Annotated in this window: 20 protein-coding genes; 15 read left to right on the top strand and 5 right to left on the bottom strand. The window is 62.0% G+C overall.

Going from position 1 to position 18859, the window contains the following annotated elements; genetic code table 11:
- Nucleotide 1: 1 nt before the first annotated feature.
- Nucleotides 2–646 (bottom strand): hypothetical protein, encoded by a 645-nt coding sequence (locus LOX95_RS07770; protein ID WP_242913902.1) that lies wholly within the window; start codon nt 644–646, stop codon nt 2–4.
- A 98-nt stretch (nt 647–744) separates the two neighbouring features.
- Here LOX95_RS07770 and LOX95_RS07775 point away from each other — a divergent pair, with 98 nt between their 5' ends.
- Nucleotides 745–1335 (top strand): DUF805 domain-containing protein, encoded by a 591-nt coding sequence (locus LOX95_RS07775; protein WP_242913903.1) that lies wholly within the window; start codon nt 745–747, stop codon nt 1333–1335.
- Nucleotides 1336–1355: 20 nt separating this feature from the next.
- On the opposite strand, the gene LOX95_RS07780 is transcribed toward LOX95_RS07775, so the two are convergent.
- Entirely contained in the window at nt 1356–2831 is a 1476-nt protein-coding gene (locus LOX95_RS07780) for a sigma-54-dependent transcriptional regulator (RefSeq protein WP_242913904.1), read from the bottom strand.
- Between the two features lie 130 nt (nt 2832–2961).
- Complete coding sequence (locus tag LOX95_RS07785) at nt 2962–4725, bottom strand: DUF4153 domain-containing protein (RefSeq protein WP_242913905.1); 1764 nt, start codon at nt 4723–4725, stop codon at nt 2962–2964.
- A 79-nt stretch (nt 4726–4804) separates the two neighbouring features.
- On the opposite strand from LOX95_RS07785, the gene LOX95_RS07790 reads away from it, so the two are divergent.
- The 10 genes from LOX95_RS07790 (at nt 4805) to LOX95_RS07835 (ending at nt 12848) form a co-directional block, all read left to right on the top strand.
- Entirely contained in the window at nt 4805–6601 is a 1797-nt protein-coding gene (locus LOX95_RS07790; RefSeq protein WP_242913906.1) for a M3 family oligoendopeptidase, read from the top strand.
- A 91-nt stretch (nt 6602–6692) separates the two neighbouring features.
- Nucleotides 6693–8006, top strand: coding sequence for a serine hydrolase domain-containing protein (locus LOX95_RS07795; protein WP_242913907.1), 1314 nt, complete (start codon nt 6693–6695; stop codon nt 8004–8006).
- Nucleotides 8007–8079: 73 nt separating this feature from the next.
- Nucleotides 8080–8331, top strand: coding sequence for an aa3-type cytochrome c oxidase subunit IV (locus LOX95_RS07800; protein WP_242913908.1), 252 nt, complete (start codon nt 8080–8082; stop codon nt 8329–8331).
- Nucleotides 8332–8460: 129 nt separating this feature from the next.
- Nucleotides 8461–9594: a Re/Si-specific NAD(P)(+) transhydrogenase subunit alpha gene (locus tag LOX95_RS07805; RefSeq protein ID WP_242913909.1), complete on the top strand. Its 1134-nt coding sequence runs from the start codon at nt 8461–8463 to the stop codon at nt 9592–9594.
- Nucleotides 9595–9685: 91 nt separating this feature from the next.
- Nucleotides 9686–10006 carry an NAD(P) transhydrogenase subunit alpha part 2 gene (locus LOX95_RS07810; RefSeq protein ID WP_242913910.1) on the top strand — a complete coding sequence of 107 codons (321 nt, stop codon included), beginning with the start codon at nt 9686–9688 and terminating at the stop codon, nt 10004–10006.
- Complete coding sequence (locus tag LOX95_RS07815; protein WP_242913911.1) at nt 10003–10302, top strand: hypothetical protein; 300 nt, start codon at nt 10003–10005, stop codon at nt 10300–10302. Before LOX95_RS07810 ends, LOX95_RS07815 begins: the two co-directional genes overlap by 4 nt.
- Entirely contained in the window at nt 10302–10583 is a 282-nt protein-coding gene (locus LOX95_RS07820) for a hypothetical protein (RefSeq protein WP_242913912.1), read from the top strand. Before LOX95_RS07815 ends, LOX95_RS07820 begins: the two co-directional genes overlap by 1 nt.
- Nucleotides 10584–10598: 15 nt before the next feature.
- The gene (locus LOX95_RS07825) at nt 10599–10964 is read left to right on the top strand and encodes a hypothetical protein (protein ID WP_242913913.1); all 366 of its coding nucleotides are present in this window, start codon (nt 10599–10601) and stop codon (nt 10962–10964) included.
- Between the two features lie 23 nt (nt 10965–10987).
- A complete protein-coding gene (locus LOX95_RS07830) occupies nt 10988–12406 on the top strand; it encodes an NAD(P)(+) transhydrogenase (Re/Si-specific) subunit beta (RefSeq protein ID WP_242913914.1) in 1419 nt (472 codons plus the stop codon).
- Between the two features lie 64 nt (nt 12407–12470).
- Nucleotides 12471–12848, top strand: a complete 378-nt coding sequence (locus tag LOX95_RS07835; protein ID WP_242913915.1) for a cupin domain-containing protein — start codon at nt 12471–12473, stop codon at nt 12846–12848.
- A 14-nt stretch (nt 12849–12862) separates the two neighbouring features.
- Here the strand turns inward: LOX95_RS07835 and LOX95_RS07840 are convergent, their stop codons facing one another.
- Nucleotides 12863–13144 carry a hypothetical protein gene (locus LOX95_RS07840; RefSeq protein WP_242913916.1) on the bottom strand — a complete coding sequence of 94 codons (282 nt, stop codon included), beginning with the start codon at nt 13142–13144 and terminating at the stop codon, nt 12863–12865.
- 100 nt (nt 13145–13244) lie between these two features.
- Between LOX95_RS07840 and LOX95_RS07845 the strand changes: the two genes are divergently transcribed.
- The gene (locus LOX95_RS07845) at nt 13245–14222 is read left to right on the top strand and encodes a helix-turn-helix transcriptional regulator (protein WP_242913917.1); all 978 of its coding nucleotides are present in this window, start codon (nt 13245–13247) and stop codon (nt 14220–14222) included.
- Between the two features lie 98 nt (nt 14223–14320).
- Nucleotides 14321–15742 (top strand): M1 aminopeptidase family protein, encoded by a 1422-nt coding sequence (locus LOX95_RS07850; protein WP_242913918.1) that lies wholly within the window; start codon nt 14321–14323, stop codon nt 15740–15742.
- On the opposite strand, the gene LOX95_RS07855 is transcribed toward LOX95_RS07850, so the two are convergent.
- Entirely contained in the window at nt 15734–17179 is a 1446-nt protein-coding gene (locus LOX95_RS07855) for a helix-turn-helix domain-containing protein (protein ID WP_242913919.1), read from the bottom strand. The genes LOX95_RS07850 and LOX95_RS07855 overlap by 9 nt on opposite strands.
- Before the next feature lie 155 nt (nt 17180–17334).
- Between LOX95_RS07855 and aceA the strand changes: the two genes are divergently transcribed.
- Complete coding sequence (aceA, locus tag LOX95_RS07860) at nt 17335–18612, top strand: isocitrate lyase (protein WP_242913920.1); 1278 nt, start codon at nt 17335–17337, stop codon at nt 18610–18612.
- A 35-nt stretch (nt 18613–18647) separates the two neighbouring features.
- Nucleotides 18648–18857: a hypothetical protein gene (locus LOX95_RS07865; RefSeq protein ID WP_242913921.1), complete on the top strand. Its 210-nt coding sequence runs from the start codon at nt 18648–18650 to the stop codon at nt 18855–18857.
- The last annotated feature ends 2 nt before the right edge of the window (nt 18858–18859 follow it).

Genomic DNA, 18859 nt, shown 5'->3' on the forward strand with positions numbered 1-18859 from the left:
CTTACGGCAGCTTCCCAACGCTCATGGCGTTCAGGAACGGCGCATAGGCCGCTTCCCCCGCAGCCAGACCCACAAGGTTGTCCTGCTCAATATTCATCGTCAGGGCGTAGCGGTCTTTGACCGTGCCGATCAGGGTGCCGACCTTGCCGCCAGTGTCCTTGGCTTCGACCTCGATAGCGTAACGCAGGCCGTTGTCTTCCTTTACGGAGGACAGGAAATCGGGACCGCCCATTTCTGCCAGCGCGGCGGGGGCAGCCTTGGCCATCTCCTCGACACCTGCGGTCATCTGTAGCGCCGTCTTGGCGGCTTGAAGGGGCAGGGTGCGTCCCATCTCTGCCATCTGCGCCATGCCTGCGGGCACGTCTCCGAGGGGGCCTTGGGAATCGACGAGGATGATTGAGGTGCTGCTACCGGCTTCGCCCCACACCATCTCCACGGAGTAGGCTTCGCAGTTGATCGCCGTGACCGGCTTGCCGCCGATGGCTACGGCGTCGGGCATTGCGGGCAGAAGGGGGTGTCCCTCGCAACTTGCAGGAAGAGCCAAAGCGGGCTGTGCAGCGGTCTCACCGGTTGCGGATTGCGGTGACTGGCCACAGGCGCAGAGCACCAACGCGGCGGCCATGACGGTGTAGGCTGATTGTTTCAAAACCCCTCCTCATCTCAACAATGGCAAAGGTTTCAGCATGCTTCGCTGCTTGCTCCAAATCAGAGAACAATGTCACATGTCGCGAAGGGGGAATGTTGATGAACAGTATTGCCAGGGGCTTCAAAAAGCTGCGGGATTTTCAGGGTCGTGATCGTCGATCCGAGTTTTGGCCCTATGCAGGGGTGATCATGGCGGTCAGCATGGTTCTGACGACTGTCGCCATTGTTCCGGCCATGCTCCAGCAGTTCGACCAGACGCTGGCCTTTGCTGAAGCGAACCCTGACAAGGCGAGCGTTTACCGTTCTGCCACCAACGTCCATGTCGTCATCCATGATCCGGCAGGGATGCCGCCGATGGATTACAGCGGGATGCTGGTGCCTTTGGCCATCATGCTGGTTGTCGTTGCGCTGTTGCTGGCTGCGGCGGTCACGCGCAGGCTTCATGACCGTGGCTTGTCGGGGCGCTGGGCCCTAATTCCCTTGGCGCTTTATGGCGTGGGCATCGTGTTCTGGATGCGAATGTTGGCCTCGATGTTGACCGACGCAACCGGCGACCCGTCATTCATGATCACCTTCATGCTGAACTTTCTTGTTCTAATGCTGGGTCAGCTGTCCTTGATTGCGCTGGTGATCGTACTGGCCCTCAAAGGAAAAACCGGTCCCAACCGCTACGGGCCGGAACCGGTTTGAAGGTTCGGGGAGGTTAGCGGTTAGCCCGCTTCCTTAATGTGGTCCTCAAGGCCCTGTTCGCGAACCTTGCGGTACAGGGTCGAGCGACCAATGCCGAGACGGCGGGCGATTTCCGACATGTGGCCGGAATAGACTTCGATGGCATGCTGGATTAGATCGCGCTCGATCTCTTCCAGCGTGCGGACGTGGCCGCGCTCGTCGGTAATGCGGATCGGGCTATCGGGCGCGGGAGATGAGCTTTGAGCCGTTTCGGTCGCGGTTGAGAGGGCTTCGCCGTCAGGGCCTTCCATGACCGCGACCGGAGCATCCAACGGAGCCGCAACGCCCGAGATTGCCGGGAAGTCGTGCGGCTGCAACATCGGAGAATCGGCCAACACCAGCGCGCGATAGATGGTGTTCTCCAACTGGCGCACGTTGCCCGGCCAGTCATAGGCCTGCAGCAGGGCCATCGTCTCCGGCGAACAGCCGACGATGCGCTTGCTCTCTTCGATATTGAAGCGGGTGATGAAGTGGTCGATCAGGGCGGGAATGTCCTCGCGGCGCTCGCGAAGGGCAGGGGCCTCGATCGGGAAGACGTTCAGGCGATAGAAAAGGTCTTCGCGGAATGCCCCTTCCTTTACCTGCTGGGCCGGATCGCGGTTGGTCGCCGAGACGATACGCACGTCGACCTTCACGGGACGCTTGCCGCCCACCGGATCGACTTCGCCTTCCTGTAGGGCGCGCAGCAGTTTGACCTGGATATCCAGCGGCAGTTCGCCGATTTCATCGAGGAACAACGTGCCGCCATTGGCCTCTACGAACTTGCCGGCGTGCTTTTCATGGGCTCCGGTGAAGGCACCCTTTTCGTGGCCGAACAGGATGGACTCAACGAGGTTCGCCGGCAGCGCACCGCAGTTGACCGCGATGAACGGCTTGCCCGCGCGGGGGCTAGCACCGTGCAGGGCACGGGCGATGACTTCCTTACCGACGCCGCTTTCCCCGGTGATCAGAACGGGAATGGACGACTTGGCGGCGCGGGATCCTAGGGCCTTGACCATGCGCATCGGCGGGCTGTCGCCGACGATGTCGTCAAAGCTGGTGCGGCCGGTGGTGCGCTTCTTCAGGCGACCGATCTCGGCGGTGAGCTGCGTCATCTGCAGGGCGTTGCGCACGCCAACCAGAAGGCGCTCGGGACCGACGGGCTTGATGAAGAAGTCCTGCGCACCGGCCTGCATGGCGCGGACGACGGTTTCGATACCGCCATTGGCCGTCAGCACGATGACAGGGATGTTCACCCCCGCCGTGCGCAGTTCGGCCAGCGTCTCGAGGCCCGACGGACCGCCGGGCATGACAAGGTCAAGCAGCACCACATCGGCACCACCGCCCTTGGTCAGGCGGTCGATGGCTTCGCCACCATTTTCGGCGTGGACGACGGCATAACCTTCACGCTCCAGAACCGCCTGAATCAGGCGGCGCTGGGTCGGATCATCGTCGACAACCAGAACGGTCTTGGCCATGGGTAGACACCCCTCACATCACTTAGTGCCGTCTTATTTTGACGAGGAACGGTCACTGATGTTCCTGTCTCTAAACGGCACTAATGAAGAACGGGTTTCCCAAAAACACTAGCTAAGTTAATGGCTAAGCTTAACGAGAGGTTGCGCTGCAATCGTGTTCTACCGCGAAATCAAACACCTTACCGTCCAGCTCCATCGGAACGGGGCCAAAGGGCGGTAACAGTTTCGGCTCGGTCAATTTTATTTTTTCGCCGTCTCCGGGGATCGACCGGCATGGATCGCGGGGTTGGTACATGCCAACGCGCTTCCAGTTAGCTTCGCTGTCCCGTTTGTACACGCCAAAGCCTGAGCCATTATAGTTCACGACGACCTCCGGTGTGCCATCGCTGTCCACATCCAGAAGGCGCGCCGCGCACTCTTGTGCCGTGCAGATATTGGGTGGCGGGAAGCCTTCCGGGGCTTTGGTGCCCTCGGGATAGAACACGATGCGAGAGGGCTGGTCGGGCTGGTTGACCTGCGTATAGCGATTGTCTAGCGCCGCGGTGGCGCGTTTGGCGATTTCTGCGTCCTCGGATTTGGCCAGTTCCTCGAGCGCCGCACGGCCTCGCGCGCCGGACTGCCAGCCAAGCCAGCGATAGGGAATGTCGTCCGCATCAAGGGTCGGCGACTTCAAGCGCGAAAGCTGGCTGTTGATCGATAGCTGCATCGGGTTCAGCCAAGGCGTCGAATAGGCCAGCAAGGTCGCGGCAGTTACCGCTCCCACAGCCACATTGGTGCGCTCCAATAGCGGCAGCCAGCCTTCACTGCGTCCCGCGCCCACGAACTGTGCGGCGACATACCCCAAGGCGTACATCAGCCCGATCACCGCGCCGGTAATAGCGATCACGCGCTCGACCGTCAGGCCATATTGGCCGATGCGCACCCCAACGGCCCATAGCGCGAACAGGGTCATCGGCAGCAGCAACACACAGCCCACGCGCATAATGATGCGCAGCATGCCAGATCCGGACAGGTGTTCGGTCCCGTCCTGATAGACAGTGTTGATCAGGATAATCAGGCCCGCAGACGAAGCCAGCATCAGCCCTGCGGGGCTGAGCGAGGTATTGAGCTTGGAAAAGCCTGCGATAGGCAGTGCGATCAGAAAGGCGCTGGCCAAAAGCACGGCGACGGGCAGCAGCCACGAAAGCAAGGTCAGCGCGACCGTGCGGATACCCTGCGTCAGGCCTTCGCGCACATCGGTGAGTTCCACGCCCAGCGCGAACACCAGAGACGAGGCAAAGAATACGAATGCCTTGTTCTCTATAATGTCTTCTACGACGCCTATGCCAATGGCGTTGAACAGGGCCGCACCCAGCCAGAGGATGAGCCAGAAGACGCCGAGGAACATCAGCGCCAACACAAGCTGGATGCCTGCCTTCCAGGCCGTCTCGTAATAGTTCGCATAGGGGGCGACGATCTGGCCCGACTGGACAGCCGGCACGATCAGGTGATGCGCACAGAACAAGGCTGCGGGCAGGCACACCATCATGACAGGGAAGCTGTAGGCGTTATCGATCAACCCGCTGGCCAATCCCAAACCGCCCAGTATAGCCGTAGCGATGACGCCCCAGATGACCGTCGCCCGAACGGGCATCTGACCGACTGCCGCAAGCCAGACAGGCGGAGCGAATGAGGCGACCAGCGCCCACGCTGCTAGGGGGCCTGTGTTGGTGTCCCGAAACTCGGTCGCGCGGTAAAGGCCGAAGAGCAATGCGCCCTGAAGCAGGCCTACCGCCAACCGGAAGATCAGCCGCCCTGTCCCGTCGTCGTCGCGCCGCCGCCCCAGTCGCGGTCTGGCATTCGGTGAAAACAGGTGGTCCATGGTGGTGCCCCGGTCGATATTTGCGCGGAGCATGACACAGAACGCCAGCCTCACAAGGGATGATGCCCTGTAACCCTTGTCAGCGCAGCATCCAGACCTCACAAACATAGATATGAACGCGCCCGTCAAGCCGACCGAATTCGCCGACGCCCCGCTGTGGGACCTGTCTGATCTCTACGCCTCGCGTGAGGATGTTCGCATCCAGACCGATCTGGATCGCGCCCGTGCACTGGTGGACCAGCTCAATACCTATCAAGGCAAGTTGACCGCACTGTCGGGTGCCGAGTTGGGTCTGGCGCTGGACGAGGTGATCCGCACCTATGAAGAGGCCAGCGAGATCCTCGGGGCGCTGGGCGCATTTGCCTTCCTCGGCGCTTCGACCGACCGCGAAAATGCGCAGGCCCAGAGCTTTGAAGCCGATGTGCGCGAAAAGATCACTGCCATCGCCACGCCGACCGTGTGGGTGACGCTGGAAATCAACCAACTCGAAGACGAGGCCGTGAAGGCAGCGCTTGAGGCTTTTGAGCCAGCCCGCCGCTGGGCACCGTGGCTGCGCCGTTTGCGTGCCATGAAGCCGCACGAACTGTCCGAAGAGCTGGAAACCTTCATCGCCGAGCGCGGCCCGCTGCAAGCCCAGTGGTCGCGCCTGTTCGACGAGACCCTGGCGGCACTGCGGGCCGATGTGGACGGCGAGAAGCTGACCTTGTCCGAAGGCCTCAACCGCCTGACCGATACGGACGAGGCCAAGCGTGCCGCCGCGGGCAAGGCCATGACGGAGGCGTTCAACGGCATCACCCGCACCATGGGTATGGTGCTGAACACCATCGCCGCTGAAAAGGCGCTGGAGGACAAGAAGCGCGGCTTCAAACGCCCCGCGGACAGCCGCCATCTGGCCAATGAGGTTCACGGTGAATCGGTGGACGCCATGGCCGAGGCTGTGGCCAAGGCCTATCCGCGCATCGCCCACCGCTATTACGCGCTCAAAGCCAAGCTGATGGGCAAGGACAAGCTGAACCACTGGGACCGCAACGCCCCGCTGGGTCAGGCCGGTGCCAAGACCTATGACTGGAAGGGCGGCAAGGAGCTGGTGCTCAGCAGCTTTGCCGATTTGGGCGGGGACTTTGCCGAACGGGCGGGCTGGTTCTTTGATCGTCCGTGGATCGATGCGCGTCCGCGTGCGGGCAAGCAGTCAGGGGCCTATTCGCACCCTGTGACGGCGGGCGCCCACCCCTATGTTTTCCTGAACTGGATGGGTGAGCGCCGCGATGTGCTGACGCTGGCGCACGAACTGGGCCATGGCGTTCACCAGACGCTGGCGGCGGGGCAGGGTGGCCTGCTGGCCGACACGCCGCTGACGCTGGCCGAGACGGCTTCGATCTTTGCCGAGGGTCTGACGTTCGACCGTCTGCTGGCCGAGGCGACGGACGAGGACCGCCGCGCTCTGCTGGCGGGCCGTATCGAGGATGGTTTGAACACGGTGGTGCGCCAGATCGCCTTCCACCGCTTCGAGACCCGATTCCACGATGAACGCGCCAAGGGCGAAGTCTCCGTCGAACGCATCAACCAGATTTGGACCGAGGAACTGACGGCCAGCCTTGGTCCGGCGGTTGACCTTGAAGGCTACGAGAACTGGTGGGCCTATGTCAGCCACTTCGTCCACTCGCCCTTCTATGTGTACGCCTATGCGTTCGGTGATCTGCTGGTTGCGGCGCTAATGGAGACGCGGGCCAAGGACCCCGAAGCCTTTACGCCACTGTACCGCGAGCTGTTGGCCAATGGCGGGTCGAAGACCTATGTCGAGGCGCTGGAACCGTTCGGACTGAACCCGCGAGATCCGGCCTTCTGGACCATCGGCACCAAGCGCCTCGAAGGTCTGGTCGATCAGTTCGAAGCGCTCTGCGCGAACTGACGTTCGATAAACGTTGACAGGGTGGGATTAGGGCGAAAACCTCGACCCTATGAAAGCCCTGTTTTCTTTATGCGTCGCGGCGGCCCTTGCCTTGCCCGCATCCGTCATTGCCCAGGTTCCGCAGGCGGTTGCTTCGCATCCCGCGCAACATCGTGCTCTGGCGGCAGGGTACAAGGCGCTAACGGTCTGTAGCGCCCTCAAGACTGCCGAGGCGGCGGGCAGCCAGCGCACGCTGGAAAGCATTGAGCGCAACGAGCTTGTGGGCATCTATCCCGAGCTTCAGCCGATCATCGCTCACCTCACAGCACAGGTTTCGGATCAGCAGGTCTCGGTAGTGTGGGACGATGCGGCTCCACCTCGCGTGGCGACCTATCGCGAGGGGCAGGGCTGCGTGATCCAACCCATGGGTTATGTTTCCGGCCCGGCTTTGCCTGCCGTCGCCCGCCGCGCACATGCGCCTGACATGCCTGTGGCGGCGGTGGCCGGTGACGAAGCCAAGCTGAAGTCCGTGATCCACAGCGCGCTGAACCAAGGGTACGGCGCGGGGACCAACACAACCGGTGTGGTCGTTCTGCAGAACGGCAAGCGTATTGCCGAAGATTATGCAGACGGCTTTGGACCGAACACGCCACAGCGCACTTGGTCTGTTGCCAAAAGCATTGCCGGTACTCTGATCGGCGCGGCGGTTCAGCGCGGCGAGATCAATGTATCCGATCCGGCTCCCATCGCTAACTGGCAAGTGCCGGGTGATCCGCGAGCAGCCATTACGCTGGAAAGCCTGATGCGTATGTCGTCCGGCTTGACCAGCGATACAGCAGGTAACCGAACGGACGCCCTCTATTTCGGCGGGACCGCGGTGGACGAGCAGGTTCCGTACTGGCCGCTGCTCCATCCCGTTGGCTCCACCTATCGCTATGCCAATAACGATACCCTGTTGGCGGTAATGGCCATCGAAGACGGTTTTGCCGCCAACCCTCCGGCGGCATTGTTCGACCGCTTGGGCATGACGCGAACCTATGCCGAGACGGATTGGCGCGGACATTATGTTCTGTCGTCACAGGTCTGGACGACCGCGCGCGACCTCTCGCGACTGGGGCAGCTCTATCTGAATGACGGAGTCTGGGAAGGAGAACGGGTTCTGCCGCAGGGATGGGGCCGGTTCGTCTCTACGCCCTCGGGGCCCCAACCGCCGACCGGTAACTTTGGCTATGGCGCGACCTTCTGGGTCTTCAACCAATCCGAGGGTGTGCCGTCCGACACCTATGCCGCCAACGGAAACAGGGGACAGTACGTCGTCATCGTCCCTAGCCGCGGTGTGGTCATTGTCCGTCGTGGCGAGGATCCGGCAGGCAAAGGATTTGATATTGCAGGCTTCACCCGCGACGTTCTGGCCACGCTAGATTGAACGAGGGTCTTGAGCCGTCTGAACGGGCGCTATAAGACGCATCCAAATCCTGACTCATTTTACCGGAAGTCCCATGGCCGACTCGCACGCTGATACCGCCCACGACCACGTCCACGGCGAGATGGAAATCTCGGCGCAAAAGCACATGTTCGAGCTGTTCATCGCCATGACCAAGTGGTGCTCGCTCGCGATTTCGGCACTTCTGGTTCTGCTGGTCGTCTGGTTCGCAGTGGGCGCAGGCTTCGTTGCCGGCTTCATCGCGGCCGCTGTTGTGACGGTGGTCGGCGTGGTCATGCTGCGCGACAAGAAGACCGCCGAGCACTAAGACTTTCGGCATTCCGCTTGCTTCTTGAAAGCCCGCCGTATTCCGGCGGGCTTTTTTGTTGCTCCAAGTCTTGATCCCTTAGCAATCTCATCTAACACTGATCGATATGGGGATTTCGGGAGCAGGAATTTGGCCGTTGCCATCGCCGTAACGCGTGAACGTCGCGAAGGAGAGACGCGCTGTGCCGTCACTCCGGAGACGGTGAAGAAGCTTCTGGCGCTGGGCGCTGCCGTGACCGTAGAAGCCGGCACTGGGACGGGGTCGTCCTTCTCGGATGCGGAATATGAGGCGGCGGGAGCTACGGTTACGGGCGACCTGGCGGCTGTGCTGGCTGGTGCCGATATCCTGCTTAAGGTGCGGGGGCCGACCGCCTCGGAAACCAGCGCACTGAAAACCGGTGCGATAGTGGTGGCCATGCTGGACGCCCATCGCGAGAAGGCAACGCTCGAAGCGTTGAGAGGGGCCAACGCCACGGCCTTTGCGATGGAGTTCGTTCCCCGCATCACGCGTGCGCAGGTCATGGACGTGCTGTCGTCACAGGCCAATCTGGCGGGCTATCGTGCGGTGATCGAAGCGGCCTATGCCTATGGGCGCGGCTTCCCGATGATGATGACGGCGGCAGGCACAGTCGCGGCGGCCAAGGTGTTCGTCATGGGTGCGGGTGTCGCAGGGCTTCAAGCCATCGCTACCGCTCGTCGATTGGGCGGGGTGGTTACGGCCACTGACGTACGCCCTGCGGCCAAGGAGCAGGTCGAGAGCCTCGGGGCCAAGTTTGTTGCCGTAGAGGACGAAGAGTTCAAAGCCGCTGAAACCTCGGGCGGCTATGCCAAGCAGATGTCGCCTGAGTATCAGGCCAAACAGGCCGAACTGACAGCCAATCACATCATCAAACAGGATGTGGTCATCACGACGGCTCTGATCCCCGGACGCCCCGCGCCCAAACTGGTGACAGCGGAGCATGTGGCTTCGATGAAGGCAGGTTCGGTGATTGTCGATCTGGCGGTCGAGGCTGGCGGCAATGTCGACGGCTCCAAGCCCGACGAGATTGTCACGACGGCCAATGGCGTGAAGATCGTGGGCTGGAGCAATCTGGCCGGACGCATCGCCGCCGACGCCAGCGCGCTTTATGCCCGCAATCTGGCGTCTTTCGTCGGACTGATGGTCAAGGACGGGGAAATCTCCGTCGATCTGGAAGACGAAATCCTTAAGGCCGCCGTGGTCACCCACAAAGGCGCAGTGGTCCATGAAGGCATCAAGGGATGAGCCACAGCGTGCAAACGAGCGCGGATGGCCGTCCACTGATTTGCTTCACGTAACTCGCGCTCGATAAAGAAGAACACAGAGGAATAGCCTGATGGAATACGTCGACCCTACCGTCTTTCGTCTAGCCATCTTCGTGCTGGCTATCTTTGTCGGCTATTACGTCGTTTGGAGTGTAACGCCTGCGTTGCACACGCCGTTGATGGCGGTGACCAATGCCATTTCGTCGGTGATTATCGTCGGTGGCCTGATGGCTGCTGCGGCATTCAGCGGAGGCGAGGCGGGCGGCGCGAATGCGTGGATTGCCAAGGGAGCAGGGATTGCTGCTGTGACCTTGGCCAGTGTGAATATATTCGGCGGCTTCATGGTCACGCGCAGGATGCTGGCCATGTACCGCAAGAAGGATAAGCGTTGAGTATGATTTCTGGCTTTTCAGCCGCGCACTGGATCACGGTCCTTTTGGCAGTTGCCGTAGGGCTGATACTGGTTCTGGTGCTGTTCAGCGGCAAGCTTCCGCCAAAGGTGCGTCGCGGCATCGAGGCCGCCTTGTCGGTTGGCTATCCTGTCTTGGTTGCTGTGTTTTTCGCGCTCCAAAGCTGGACTGAATATCAGGCAGCCAATCAGGTATCCGCCATCGGCTATACCGTAGGCGGCGTTGTGATGGTCGCGTTGGCGACGCGAGGGTATCTGAAGGGCCGCAAGCGCTCATGATGACTCCGGCCGATTTCACCATTGGTCTGTCCGGTGCGCTGACCCTCTACGGCGTGGGTCTGTGGCTGTGGAGCTGGGTCGGCAAATGCCCGCCGGTCATCCGGATGCGCTATCAGGACTGCGGCGTGGTGATCGTCTTTGCCTCGACGTTGGCCCTGTATGCCGTGCGCGAGCGCGAGTGGAATATTTGGGATTGGATTCTGGTGTTTCTCGGACCAGTGTTCATAAGCGCTGCCTTGTGGCGGCTGTTCCGCACCCAAATCTTTATAAAACCTGATTGACGTCAAGTGAGAGTAATGAAGACCGCAATTTCGATCGTAGCCGCCGGACTGACCCTGATTGCTGGCTCTGTTGCCCTGGCCCAACCGGCTGAAGTGGCACAGGACCTGAAGGGTGGATTGCCGTGGGCTGTGGCCGCCGATGCCAATGCAACGTGGCGTCTGGAGTGCCGCTTCCGTCCCGTGACTATCCGTGGCGTCTATCAGAACCGCATGGTGCGCGAGGGCAAGGGCCCGCAAATCGGCAACCTGCCGACCGACAACGGCAGCTGCACCCTAACCCGCCTAACTGGCGAGGGGAATATCGGCGTCGCCGTGATCAAGGACGGCAAGCCAGTGGCCAAGGGCACAACCGGAGCGCCCGCCATTATCAACGTTTTCTGATCCGGAGCTAAACGGGGGAGAGTATGAAAGCATCCATCGCAGCACTGGCCTATCTGGTCTCGGGTGTGCTGTTCATTCTCTCACTCCGTGGCTTGTCCAGCCCGGAAACGAGCCGCCGTGGCAATATGCTCGGCATGGCGGGCATGGCGCTGGCTGTAGGCGTAACGCTCGCGCTGCTGGCCAGTACGGGCGCGCTTGATCCTCTGACACTTGCTTTGATTGCGGGCGGTGTTGTGCTCGGGGGGGGTGCCGGTGCGATCATCGCCAACCGCGTACCGATGACGGCCATGCCGCAACTGGTCGCAGCCTTTCACTCGCTGGTGGGTATGGCGGCCTGTCTGGTGGCTGTGGGGGCCGTGTATGCGCCCGACGCCTTTGGCATTCAGACAGTTACGGGCGGCATCAAGGCGCTGTCGCTGGTAGAGTTGAGCCTCGGCGTGGCCATCGGTGCCATTACCTTCACCGGTTCGGTCATCGCCTTTGCCAAACTGAACGGCAATATGAGTGGCTCGCCGATCCTTCTACCCGCGCGTCACCTGATCAATCTGGGGCTGGCGGCGGGTCTGGTGTTTCTGATCGGTATTCTGATCGGCACGGGCGGAACAGCTGTTTGGGCTTTCTGGGCCGTGTTTGCCCTTAGCCTGATACTGGGCATTACCCTGATCATACCCATCGGCGGCGCGGACATGCCTGTCGTGGTGTCGATGCTGAACTCCTATTCCGGCTGGGCCGCAGCGGCGCTGGGCTTCACGTTGGAGAACATCGCGCTGATCATCACGGGCGCTTTGGTCGGCTCGTCAGGCGCGATCCTCAGTTACATCATGTGCAAAGGCATGAACCGCAGCTTCATCAGCGTGATCCTCGGCGGTTTCGGTGCTGAGACCGCTGCGGGCGGCGATGGTGCCAAGGTGGAAACCCGCCCCGTCAAACAGGGCAGTGCCGAAGACGCCGCCTTCATCATGAAGAACGCCTCCAAGGTCATCATCGTGCCCGGCTATGGAATGGCGGTGGCGCAGGCCCAGCACGCGCTTCGTGAAATGGCAGACAAGCTGAAGGAAGAAGGCGTCGAGGTGAAATACGCCATCCACCCTGTCGCGGGCCGTATGCCGGGGCATATGAACGTCCTGCTGGCCGAGGCCAACGTTCCCTACGACGAGGTTTTCGAACTGGAGGATATCAACTCCGAGTTCGCCTCGGCCGACGTGGCTTTCGTCATCGGGGCAAACGATGTCACGAACCCTTCGGCCAAGACCGACCCGCAGAGCCCCATTTACGGGATGCCGGTTCTGGACGTGGAGAAGGCAGGCACGGTGCTGTTCATCAAGCGCGGGATGGCGGCGGGCTATGCGGGGGTGGAGAACGAACTCTTCTTCCGCGACAACACCATGATGTTGTTCGCCGACGCCAAGAAGATGGTCGAGGGGATCGTCAAGGCGCTCTAGACCATTGGCACCGGCGGACAGATCACCCTATAGCCATGCTCTGACTTCCCCTTGGGCGAGCGCGATGAGCGATACGGACGACGATTTCACGGCAGAAGAGGTGGCGATGAACCTCGGCCTGACGCCGCATCCGGAGGGTGGCTATTTCCGTGTCCTGCCGCATCAGGAAGCCGACGCCGAAAAGATTGCTTCCTACCGGTTGTTGATCGGTGCGGAAGACCCGCAGTGGACACCGATGGAAAGCGAAGAGATGTGGACGACCTATATGGGCTCGCCACTGACGCTGGAAATCGCGACGGGCGGTCCGGTGCATCGCGAGACCTCCAACCCCGGCGACGGTCACTGGCTCAGTGCACCGGCGGGGGCGTGGGTGCGGGTTGTTCCGCAAGGGCCGTGGACGCTGGCGGGGCGGATCGCAAAGCCGGATCCGCTCGTCCACTGAAGCCCTTACGGAAATCAGGCGGCCAGTGCGGCCAGCTCTGAGGCGCTGCGGAACTCGTCCCACATGGCGTCTTCTTCGGAATAGCGGCCCATCGGGGCGCAGATCACGTCAACGACCTGTTCTTCCTGACAGTCCCAGATGACAGCCAGATCGGTCTCGGTTTCGCACGGCACGATCAGATAGCGGTCGGCAAACGACTTACGCTCGAACGGGCGCAGGGTCGGTGCCACGGCATACGGGCTCTGGGCGTTGCGGTCCGATTGGGTGCGGGCGGTGCGGGCGAACGAGAAAGCCATCTGTAGAAAACTCCGGTTGGGAGGCGTCTGCCTCTTGCTGACCAGAACGTTATGAAACAGTATTGCGTCAGTTTCGGTCGTATCTCTGTGGAGAAGTTTCATGCGCCACGACAAGGCAGCCATGGTTATCGATCTGGCGCGCGGCATGGCGGCCAGTGCCGAGGGCATGACTATCAACGATATGGCAGGCCAACTGGGCGTAGGGCGCCGCACGGCCGAGCGCATGCGCGACGCGGTGTTGATGCTTTTCCCGCAGGTGGAAGAAATCTCTGATCCCCCCACCAAGCGTTGGCGCATCCGTGGCGGTCTGTCGGCGTTCGAGCAGGCTCCGACCGCAACCGAAATGTTGGAGCTGACCAAGGCCGCAGCCGCCCTGCACGCAGGCGGCGATCCGGCGCGGGCGGCGGCGTTGGAAAGTCTGGAGCGCAAGATCAAGGCGGCGATGCGCTCGACCACGCTCAACCGCATGGCACCCGATCTGGAGGCACTGGTACGGGCCGAAACCATCGCAGTGCAGGCGGGGCCGCGCCCCGGAGCGGACGAAACAGTTCTGACGACCATTCGCGGGGCAGTTCTGGCCGAAGCGCCGCTGAACTTCATCTATTCGCGACCGGGGGCCGAGGCGCGAAGCCGTACGGTTACCCCGTGCGGTTTGATGTTCGGGCGGGCTAACTATCTGGTGGCCTATGATCCGGCCAACGATCGCATCCAGACCTTCCGACTGGACCGGATGAGTAGCGTCATGGCCGGTGAGGGGACGGCCCGCCCTCCGGCCGACTTCAATCTGGCGGCCTTCGCCAGCCAGTCATTCGGTATCTATCAAGACCAGATCGAGGACGTCGCCATCCGAATTTCGCCCGAAGCCGCCAACGAGGCGCGCGGCTGGCGCTGGCATCCAACGCAGGCGATCGAAGATCAGGATGATGGGGCTGTCATCGTACGCTTCCGCGCCTCGGGCATGCGCGAACTGGCTTGGCACCTGTTCAGCTGGAGCGGCGAGGCGACAATTCTGGAGCCGCAACGCCTGAAGGATGTGATGGCCGACGAACTGGAAAAGGCACGCGCAGCCATCGGCTGAGGAAGGGACGGGAACCCGCCGCGACCTTGCCGATTTGTAAGCTGACACTGTGGCGGCGAACGGCAACGTTGGGCCGCCACGTTTTTCAGGAGTCGGCTTTGGATATTCGCGCAGGTCTGGCGGCAATGGTTTCGGTGGTGGCTCTGTTAACGGGGTGTGCCACGCTTCCGCCCATCGAGCGCGGCGGAGCGCCCTCGGCCAGCGCCAGCGTGATACGACAGGGCGATACGCTGCACCTGCAGTACCAGTTGGATCGCGACGCCGACGTCTGGGCCTTTTTTGACTCCGCGCTGATGAGCGAGGTGCGCGAACCGTGGCGCCCACGCCAATGGCAGGTGCTGACCCCGGGGGTCGTGCTGGATCGGGAGGGCTTCTACGACATCCTGCGCAGTGTGGACGGCGGGCCGGTGCCGCGCACGGTCGATATTCGCATAACCCCAAAAGCCGTCGATCTGGAGGCGGAATATCCGACGCTGAAATTCTCCAACGGCGCTGTGGCCCTGCCGACGCGGCAGATGACGGTCTTTCCAATGGAGAGCGTGGCCGCTGTCGCCGCGCTTCCTTCGGATTTGAATGGTGTCGATCTGGCTACGGGCCCGACGCAGGTGCGTTGGCGGGACGAGGCAGGTCCGGTCCTTTATGCGGGCGAGCGACGACCGGAACTGATTACGCAGTATGAGCGGTCCTACGTTCTGTTGGGTCAGGCGGATGTGACGCGCGATGAGGGTCTCACCGCCGTGATCGATCTGGCGCTGCCGCATTGGATGGCCAACACGCTGGCGGATGCGGCACCGGCAACGGGGCGCTGGTACCGACAGCGCCTCGGGGCAGCATCATCGGGAGCAGAAAAGCCGGTGCTTATGGCGGCATGGAATGGCCCGACCCAGCGCATGACCAGCATGGGCGGCAGCGTGCTTCCGGGTTTGATTGTCATGAGCTTCGAAGGGCGCGGCATCGAAGAGCCTAATCCCGAGATTCGCGAACGCGCCTTGTGGTTTATTGCCCACGAGGCAGCCCATTTCTGGCTGGGCCAGACCGTGCGCTATGAGTACGCCCGCGACGCGTGGATTACGGAGGGCGGCGCAGACCTGATGGCCGTGAGGGCGCTCAAGGCGCGTGACCCCTCCTATGACGACAAATCCGAACTGCAGACCGAGATTGATGACTGCGTGAAATATGCAGCCCGCCCCTTGGGCTCCGCTGGCGAGCGGGGCGAACACCGAGCCTATTATGCCTGCGGAGCGGTATTTGCGATGGCGGCGGAAACAGCCGAGCGGCGAAAGAGCGGCGGGGATTTCCTCGATTTCGTTCGCCTATTGCTGAGCGAGAACCGGCGTGACGGCGTAGTGACGGTTCAGGACTGGATGAGCCTGTACGCCCGCCGTGGGGGCAGACCCGAACAGGCCAGCCTGATGCTCGAGATGGTGAACAACGGAACCCGCGATCCCAAGGCGGCAGTGCTGGCTCTGCTCGAGGGCTGGGACGTTGCGCTGGAGGGGGACCGCGTGGTCCTACGCTGAGGCAAATGGATAGGGGCTGAGTGACTTGGCCCAGTCATCGACGGCGAGCGGGCGGTCGATAGGGGCGGCGGCCCGTTCGGCGCACGGATGGCGGTGGCACAGACGACAGGCTGGACCAATTGGAGTCACATCCGGATTCTGAAGGTCCAGTCCTTGGGCGTAGATTAGACGGTGAGCGTGTTGCAGCTCGCAACCCATGCCGATGGCCAAATCCTGTGCCTCGCCAAACCCGTCGCGCCCTTGGCGCTCGACGGTGCGGGCGAAGGTGAACCAGCGCCCCCCCGGTTTGCCGTCCTGAGCGGGTGTCTCGATGATCTGGGTGATGATGCGGCCGGGGGTGCGGAAGGCGGAATGCAGCCGCCAGCGCGGGCACGCTCCACCAAACCGCGAGAACGGAAAGGCGTCGGCAGCAAACCGTTTCGAGATATTGCCGGCCTGATCGACCCGCATCAGGAAGAAGGGAACGCCGCGCGCCGTGGGACGCGACAGCGTGGTCAGGCGATGGGCAATCTGCTCATACGAAACACCAAATCGCGCGGCCAAGCGATTGAGATCGTAGCGGGTGTCTTCTGCCGCGCGATGGAATGCGCCATAGGGCATGAGGATGCAGGCCGCCAGAGTATTGGTCAGCGCCACTTTCAGCAGATTACGGGTCGCGGGATCGGGCGCTCCCGCGCTTTCTGCCAGCGCGTTCAACTCGGCACCATGTTCGGACAGGGCCAGTTGATACGCCACGGCAAAGGCCCGCGACGACGGGCCGAGGCTCTCGCTCAGCAACAGGCGTCGGCGATGGAGGTCAAAGCGGCGGGTCCACTCCACCATGACTTCCGTTGGTAAGGTCCGCACGGTCAGGCCATGGATGACCGCCAGTCGGTGTCTGGCGCTGGCTTCGAACCCCTCTGCATGGGGTGGCCGTTCATTGGCGAGAACAATTGCCATCGCTTCGCCCAACTGGTCCAGATCGGGGAAGTGGTTGCCGCGCGACTGAATGTATTCGCGCACCCAGTCGGCGGGCGCGGCGTCTTCCAGATTTTCACCCTGTTCGGCGGCGGCGCGGGCGCGTGCCCTTTGGTCGTCGAAGGCCTGATAAAGCCGCAGCAGGGCCTCGGCTACGGCAGGGGCTTCCTCGACCACCTGCATGAGCTCATGGCGCGGCGCTGCAACGCCCTTGAACACGGGGTCGGCGAGGATTTCACTGAGGCGGGCTTCGTCTAGAGCGCCCGCACGGTTCAGGGTGCGCAGGTCCACATCATAGGTCTCGGCCAGCTTTAGAAGCAGTTGTGCCGATACGGGGCGCTGGTTTCGCTCGATGTGGTTCAGATAGGATGGCGAGACCGACAGATCCTCTGCCATCGCCGTCTGGGTCAGGCCAAGATCGCGGCGCAGCCGTTTCAGGCGTGCTCCGAGAAAGAGTTTGCGGTCGGTATTCTCCTCCATGCCGCAGTTAGGTCACAATGTGACTAGAAACGTCAAGTCATATTGTGACTAAGTGACATCAATGTCGCGGCAGATGCTGTGTCTTTTGTGACTGATGCGTGTTCTTTCAACTGTGACGCGGCGCTGACCGCACCATCGCAGAGACGAGAACGCCAATGACGACCTTCCCTGATCTGGTTCCCGCACCCGCTGGCCGTTTCGACGGTATCGAGCGCCCGTACACGCCCGCTGATGTTCAGCGTCTGCGCGGCTCCGTGCCGATCACCCACACCCTCGCGGAACGCGGTGCCAATCGCCTGTGGGAGCTGCTGCACTCGGAGCCGTACATCAACGCTCTGGGTGCCGTCACGGGCAACCAGGCCATGCAGATGGTTCGCGCTGGCCTGAAAGCCATCTACCTGTCGGGCTGGCAGGTTGCGGCCGACGCCAACACCGCATCGGCCATGTATCCGGACCAGTCGCTGTATCCGGCCAACGCCGCGCCGGAACTGTGCCGCCGCATCAATCGCACCCTGCAACGCGCCGACCAGATTGAGCACGCCGAGGGTGGCGCCAAGCGCGACTGGTTCGCTCCGATCGTTGCCGACGCAGAAGCTGGTTTCGGTGGTCCGCTGAACAGCTTTGAAATCATGAAGGCCTTCATCGAAGCCGGTTCCGCTGGTGTCCACTTCGAAGATCAACTGGCTTCGGAGAAGAAGTGCGGCCACCTGGGCGGCAAGGTTCTGATCCCGACCCAAGCGCACGAGCGCAACCTGATCGCAGCACGTCTGGCTGCCGACGTCTGCGGCACGCCGACCCTGACGGTTGCCCGTACCGACGCTGAATCGGCCCAGCTAATCACCTCGGACATCGACGAGCGCGATCATCAGTTCATCGACCGTGAGAACCGCACGCCGGAAGGCTTCTTCCGCCTGAAGGAAGGCACCGGCCTCGATCACTGCATCGCGCGCGGCCTGTCCTATGCCAAATACGCCGACCTGCTGTGGTGGGAAACCTCGCACCCCGATCTGGACGACGCCAAGAAGTTCGCCGAGGCCGTCCAGAAGAAATATCCGGGCAAGCTGATGGCCTACAACTGCTCGCCGTCCTTCAACTGGAAGGCCAAGCTGGACGACGAAACCATCGCCAAGTTCCAGCGCGAATTAGGTGCCATGGGCTACAAGTTCCAGTTCGTGACGCTGGCCGGCTTCCACAGCCTGAACAACGGCATGTTCGAACTGGCTTCGGGCTACCGTGATCGCGGAATGGCTGCCTATTCGGAGCTGCAACAGCGCGAATTCGGCAACGAAGCCATCGGCTACACAGCCACCCGTCACCAGCGCGAAGTCGGCACCGGTTACTTCGACGATGTCGCCACCGTCATCTCGCAGGGCCAGTCCTCGACCACGGCTCTGAAAGACTCCACCGAAACGGCACAGTTCCACGCCGCTTAATACGTCCCCCACGCCTCAGAAAAAGGAGGGTTCACATGGAGCCCCTGACACGTCCGCAAGCCATCATTGATTACTGCCTCGCCCCGCTGGGTCTCAGCGGTTCCGGTGATGCCGAACGCGAAACGCGTCGTCGGCTTGAGCATGTGATCAAGACCTTCCAGGCCAAGGCCAACTCGACGCTCAGCGTGGATTTCTCGTCCATGCCGAGCCAAGTGATCAACGAGGCTGCACACGGCTACGAGTGATC

Source organism: Brevundimonas pishanensis, from assembly GCF_022750635.1.
Lineage (GTDB): Bacteria > Pseudomonadota > Alphaproteobacteria > Caulobacterales > Caulobacteraceae > Brevundimonas > Brevundimonas pishanensis.

What these genes read in the sequence shown, in the direction of transcription:
- LOX95_RS07775 (WP_242913903.1), top strand. Translation starts at nt 745, where the DNA reads ATGAACAGTATTGCCAGGGGCTTCAAAAAGCTGCGGGATTTTCAGGGT.
- LOX95_RS07830 (WP_242913914.1), top strand. Translation starts at nt 10,988, where the DNA reads ATGAAAGCATCCATCGCAGCACTGGCCTATCTGGTCTCGGGTGTGCTG.
- LOX95_RS07810 (WP_242913910.1), top strand. Translation starts at nt 9,686, where the DNA reads ATGGAATACGTCGACCCTACCGTCTTTCGTCTAGCCATCTTCGTGCTG.
- LOX95_RS07855 (WP_242913919.1), bottom strand. Translation starts at nt 17,179, where the DNA reads ATGGAGGAGAATACCGACCGCAAACTCTTTCTCGGAGCACGCCTGAAA.
- LOX95_RS07800 (WP_242913908.1), top strand. Translation starts at nt 8,080, where the DNA reads ATGGCCGACTCGCACGCTGATACCGCCCACGACCACGTCCACGGCGAG.
- LOX95_RS07785 (WP_242913905.1), bottom strand. Translation starts at nt 4,725, where the DNA reads ATGCTCCGCGCAAATATCGACCGGGGCACCACCATGGACCACCTGTTT.
- LOX95_RS07790 (WP_242913906.1), top strand. Translation starts at nt 4,805, where the DNA reads ATGAACGCGCCCGTCAAGCCGACCGAATTCGCCGACGCCCCGCTGTGG.
- LOX95_RS07825 (WP_242913913.1), top strand. Translation starts at nt 10,599, where the DNA reads ATGAAGACCGCAATTTCGATCGTAGCCGCCGGACTGACCCTGATTGCT.
- LOX95_RS07835 (WP_242913915.1), top strand. Translation starts at nt 12,471, where the DNA reads ATGAGCGATACGGACGACGATTTCACGGCAGAAGAGGTGGCGATGAAC.
- LOX95_RS07865 (WP_242913921.1), top strand. Translation starts at nt 18,648, where the DNA reads ATGGAGCCCCTGACACGTCCGCAAGCCATCATTGATTACTGCCTCGCC.
- LOX95_RS07840 (WP_242913916.1), bottom strand. Translation starts at nt 13,144, where the DNA reads ATGGCTTTCTCGTTCGCCCGCACCGCCCGCACCCAATCGGACCGCAAC.
- LOX95_RS07820 (WP_242913912.1), top strand. Translation starts at nt 10,302, where the DNA reads ATGACTCCGGCCGATTTCACCATTGGTCTGTCCGGTGCGCTGACCCTC.
- aceA (WP_242913920.1), top strand. Translation starts at nt 17,335, where the DNA reads ATGACGACCTTCCCTGATCTGGTTCCCGCACCCGCTGGCCGTTTCGAC.
- LOX95_RS07845 (WP_242913917.1), top strand. Translation starts at nt 13,245, where the DNA reads ATGCGCCACGACAAGGCAGCCATGGTTATCGATCTGGCGCGCGGCATG.
- LOX95_RS07780 (WP_242913904.1), bottom strand. Translation starts at nt 2,831, where the DNA reads ATGGCCAAGACCGTTCTGGTTGTCGACGATGATCCGACCCAGCGCCGC.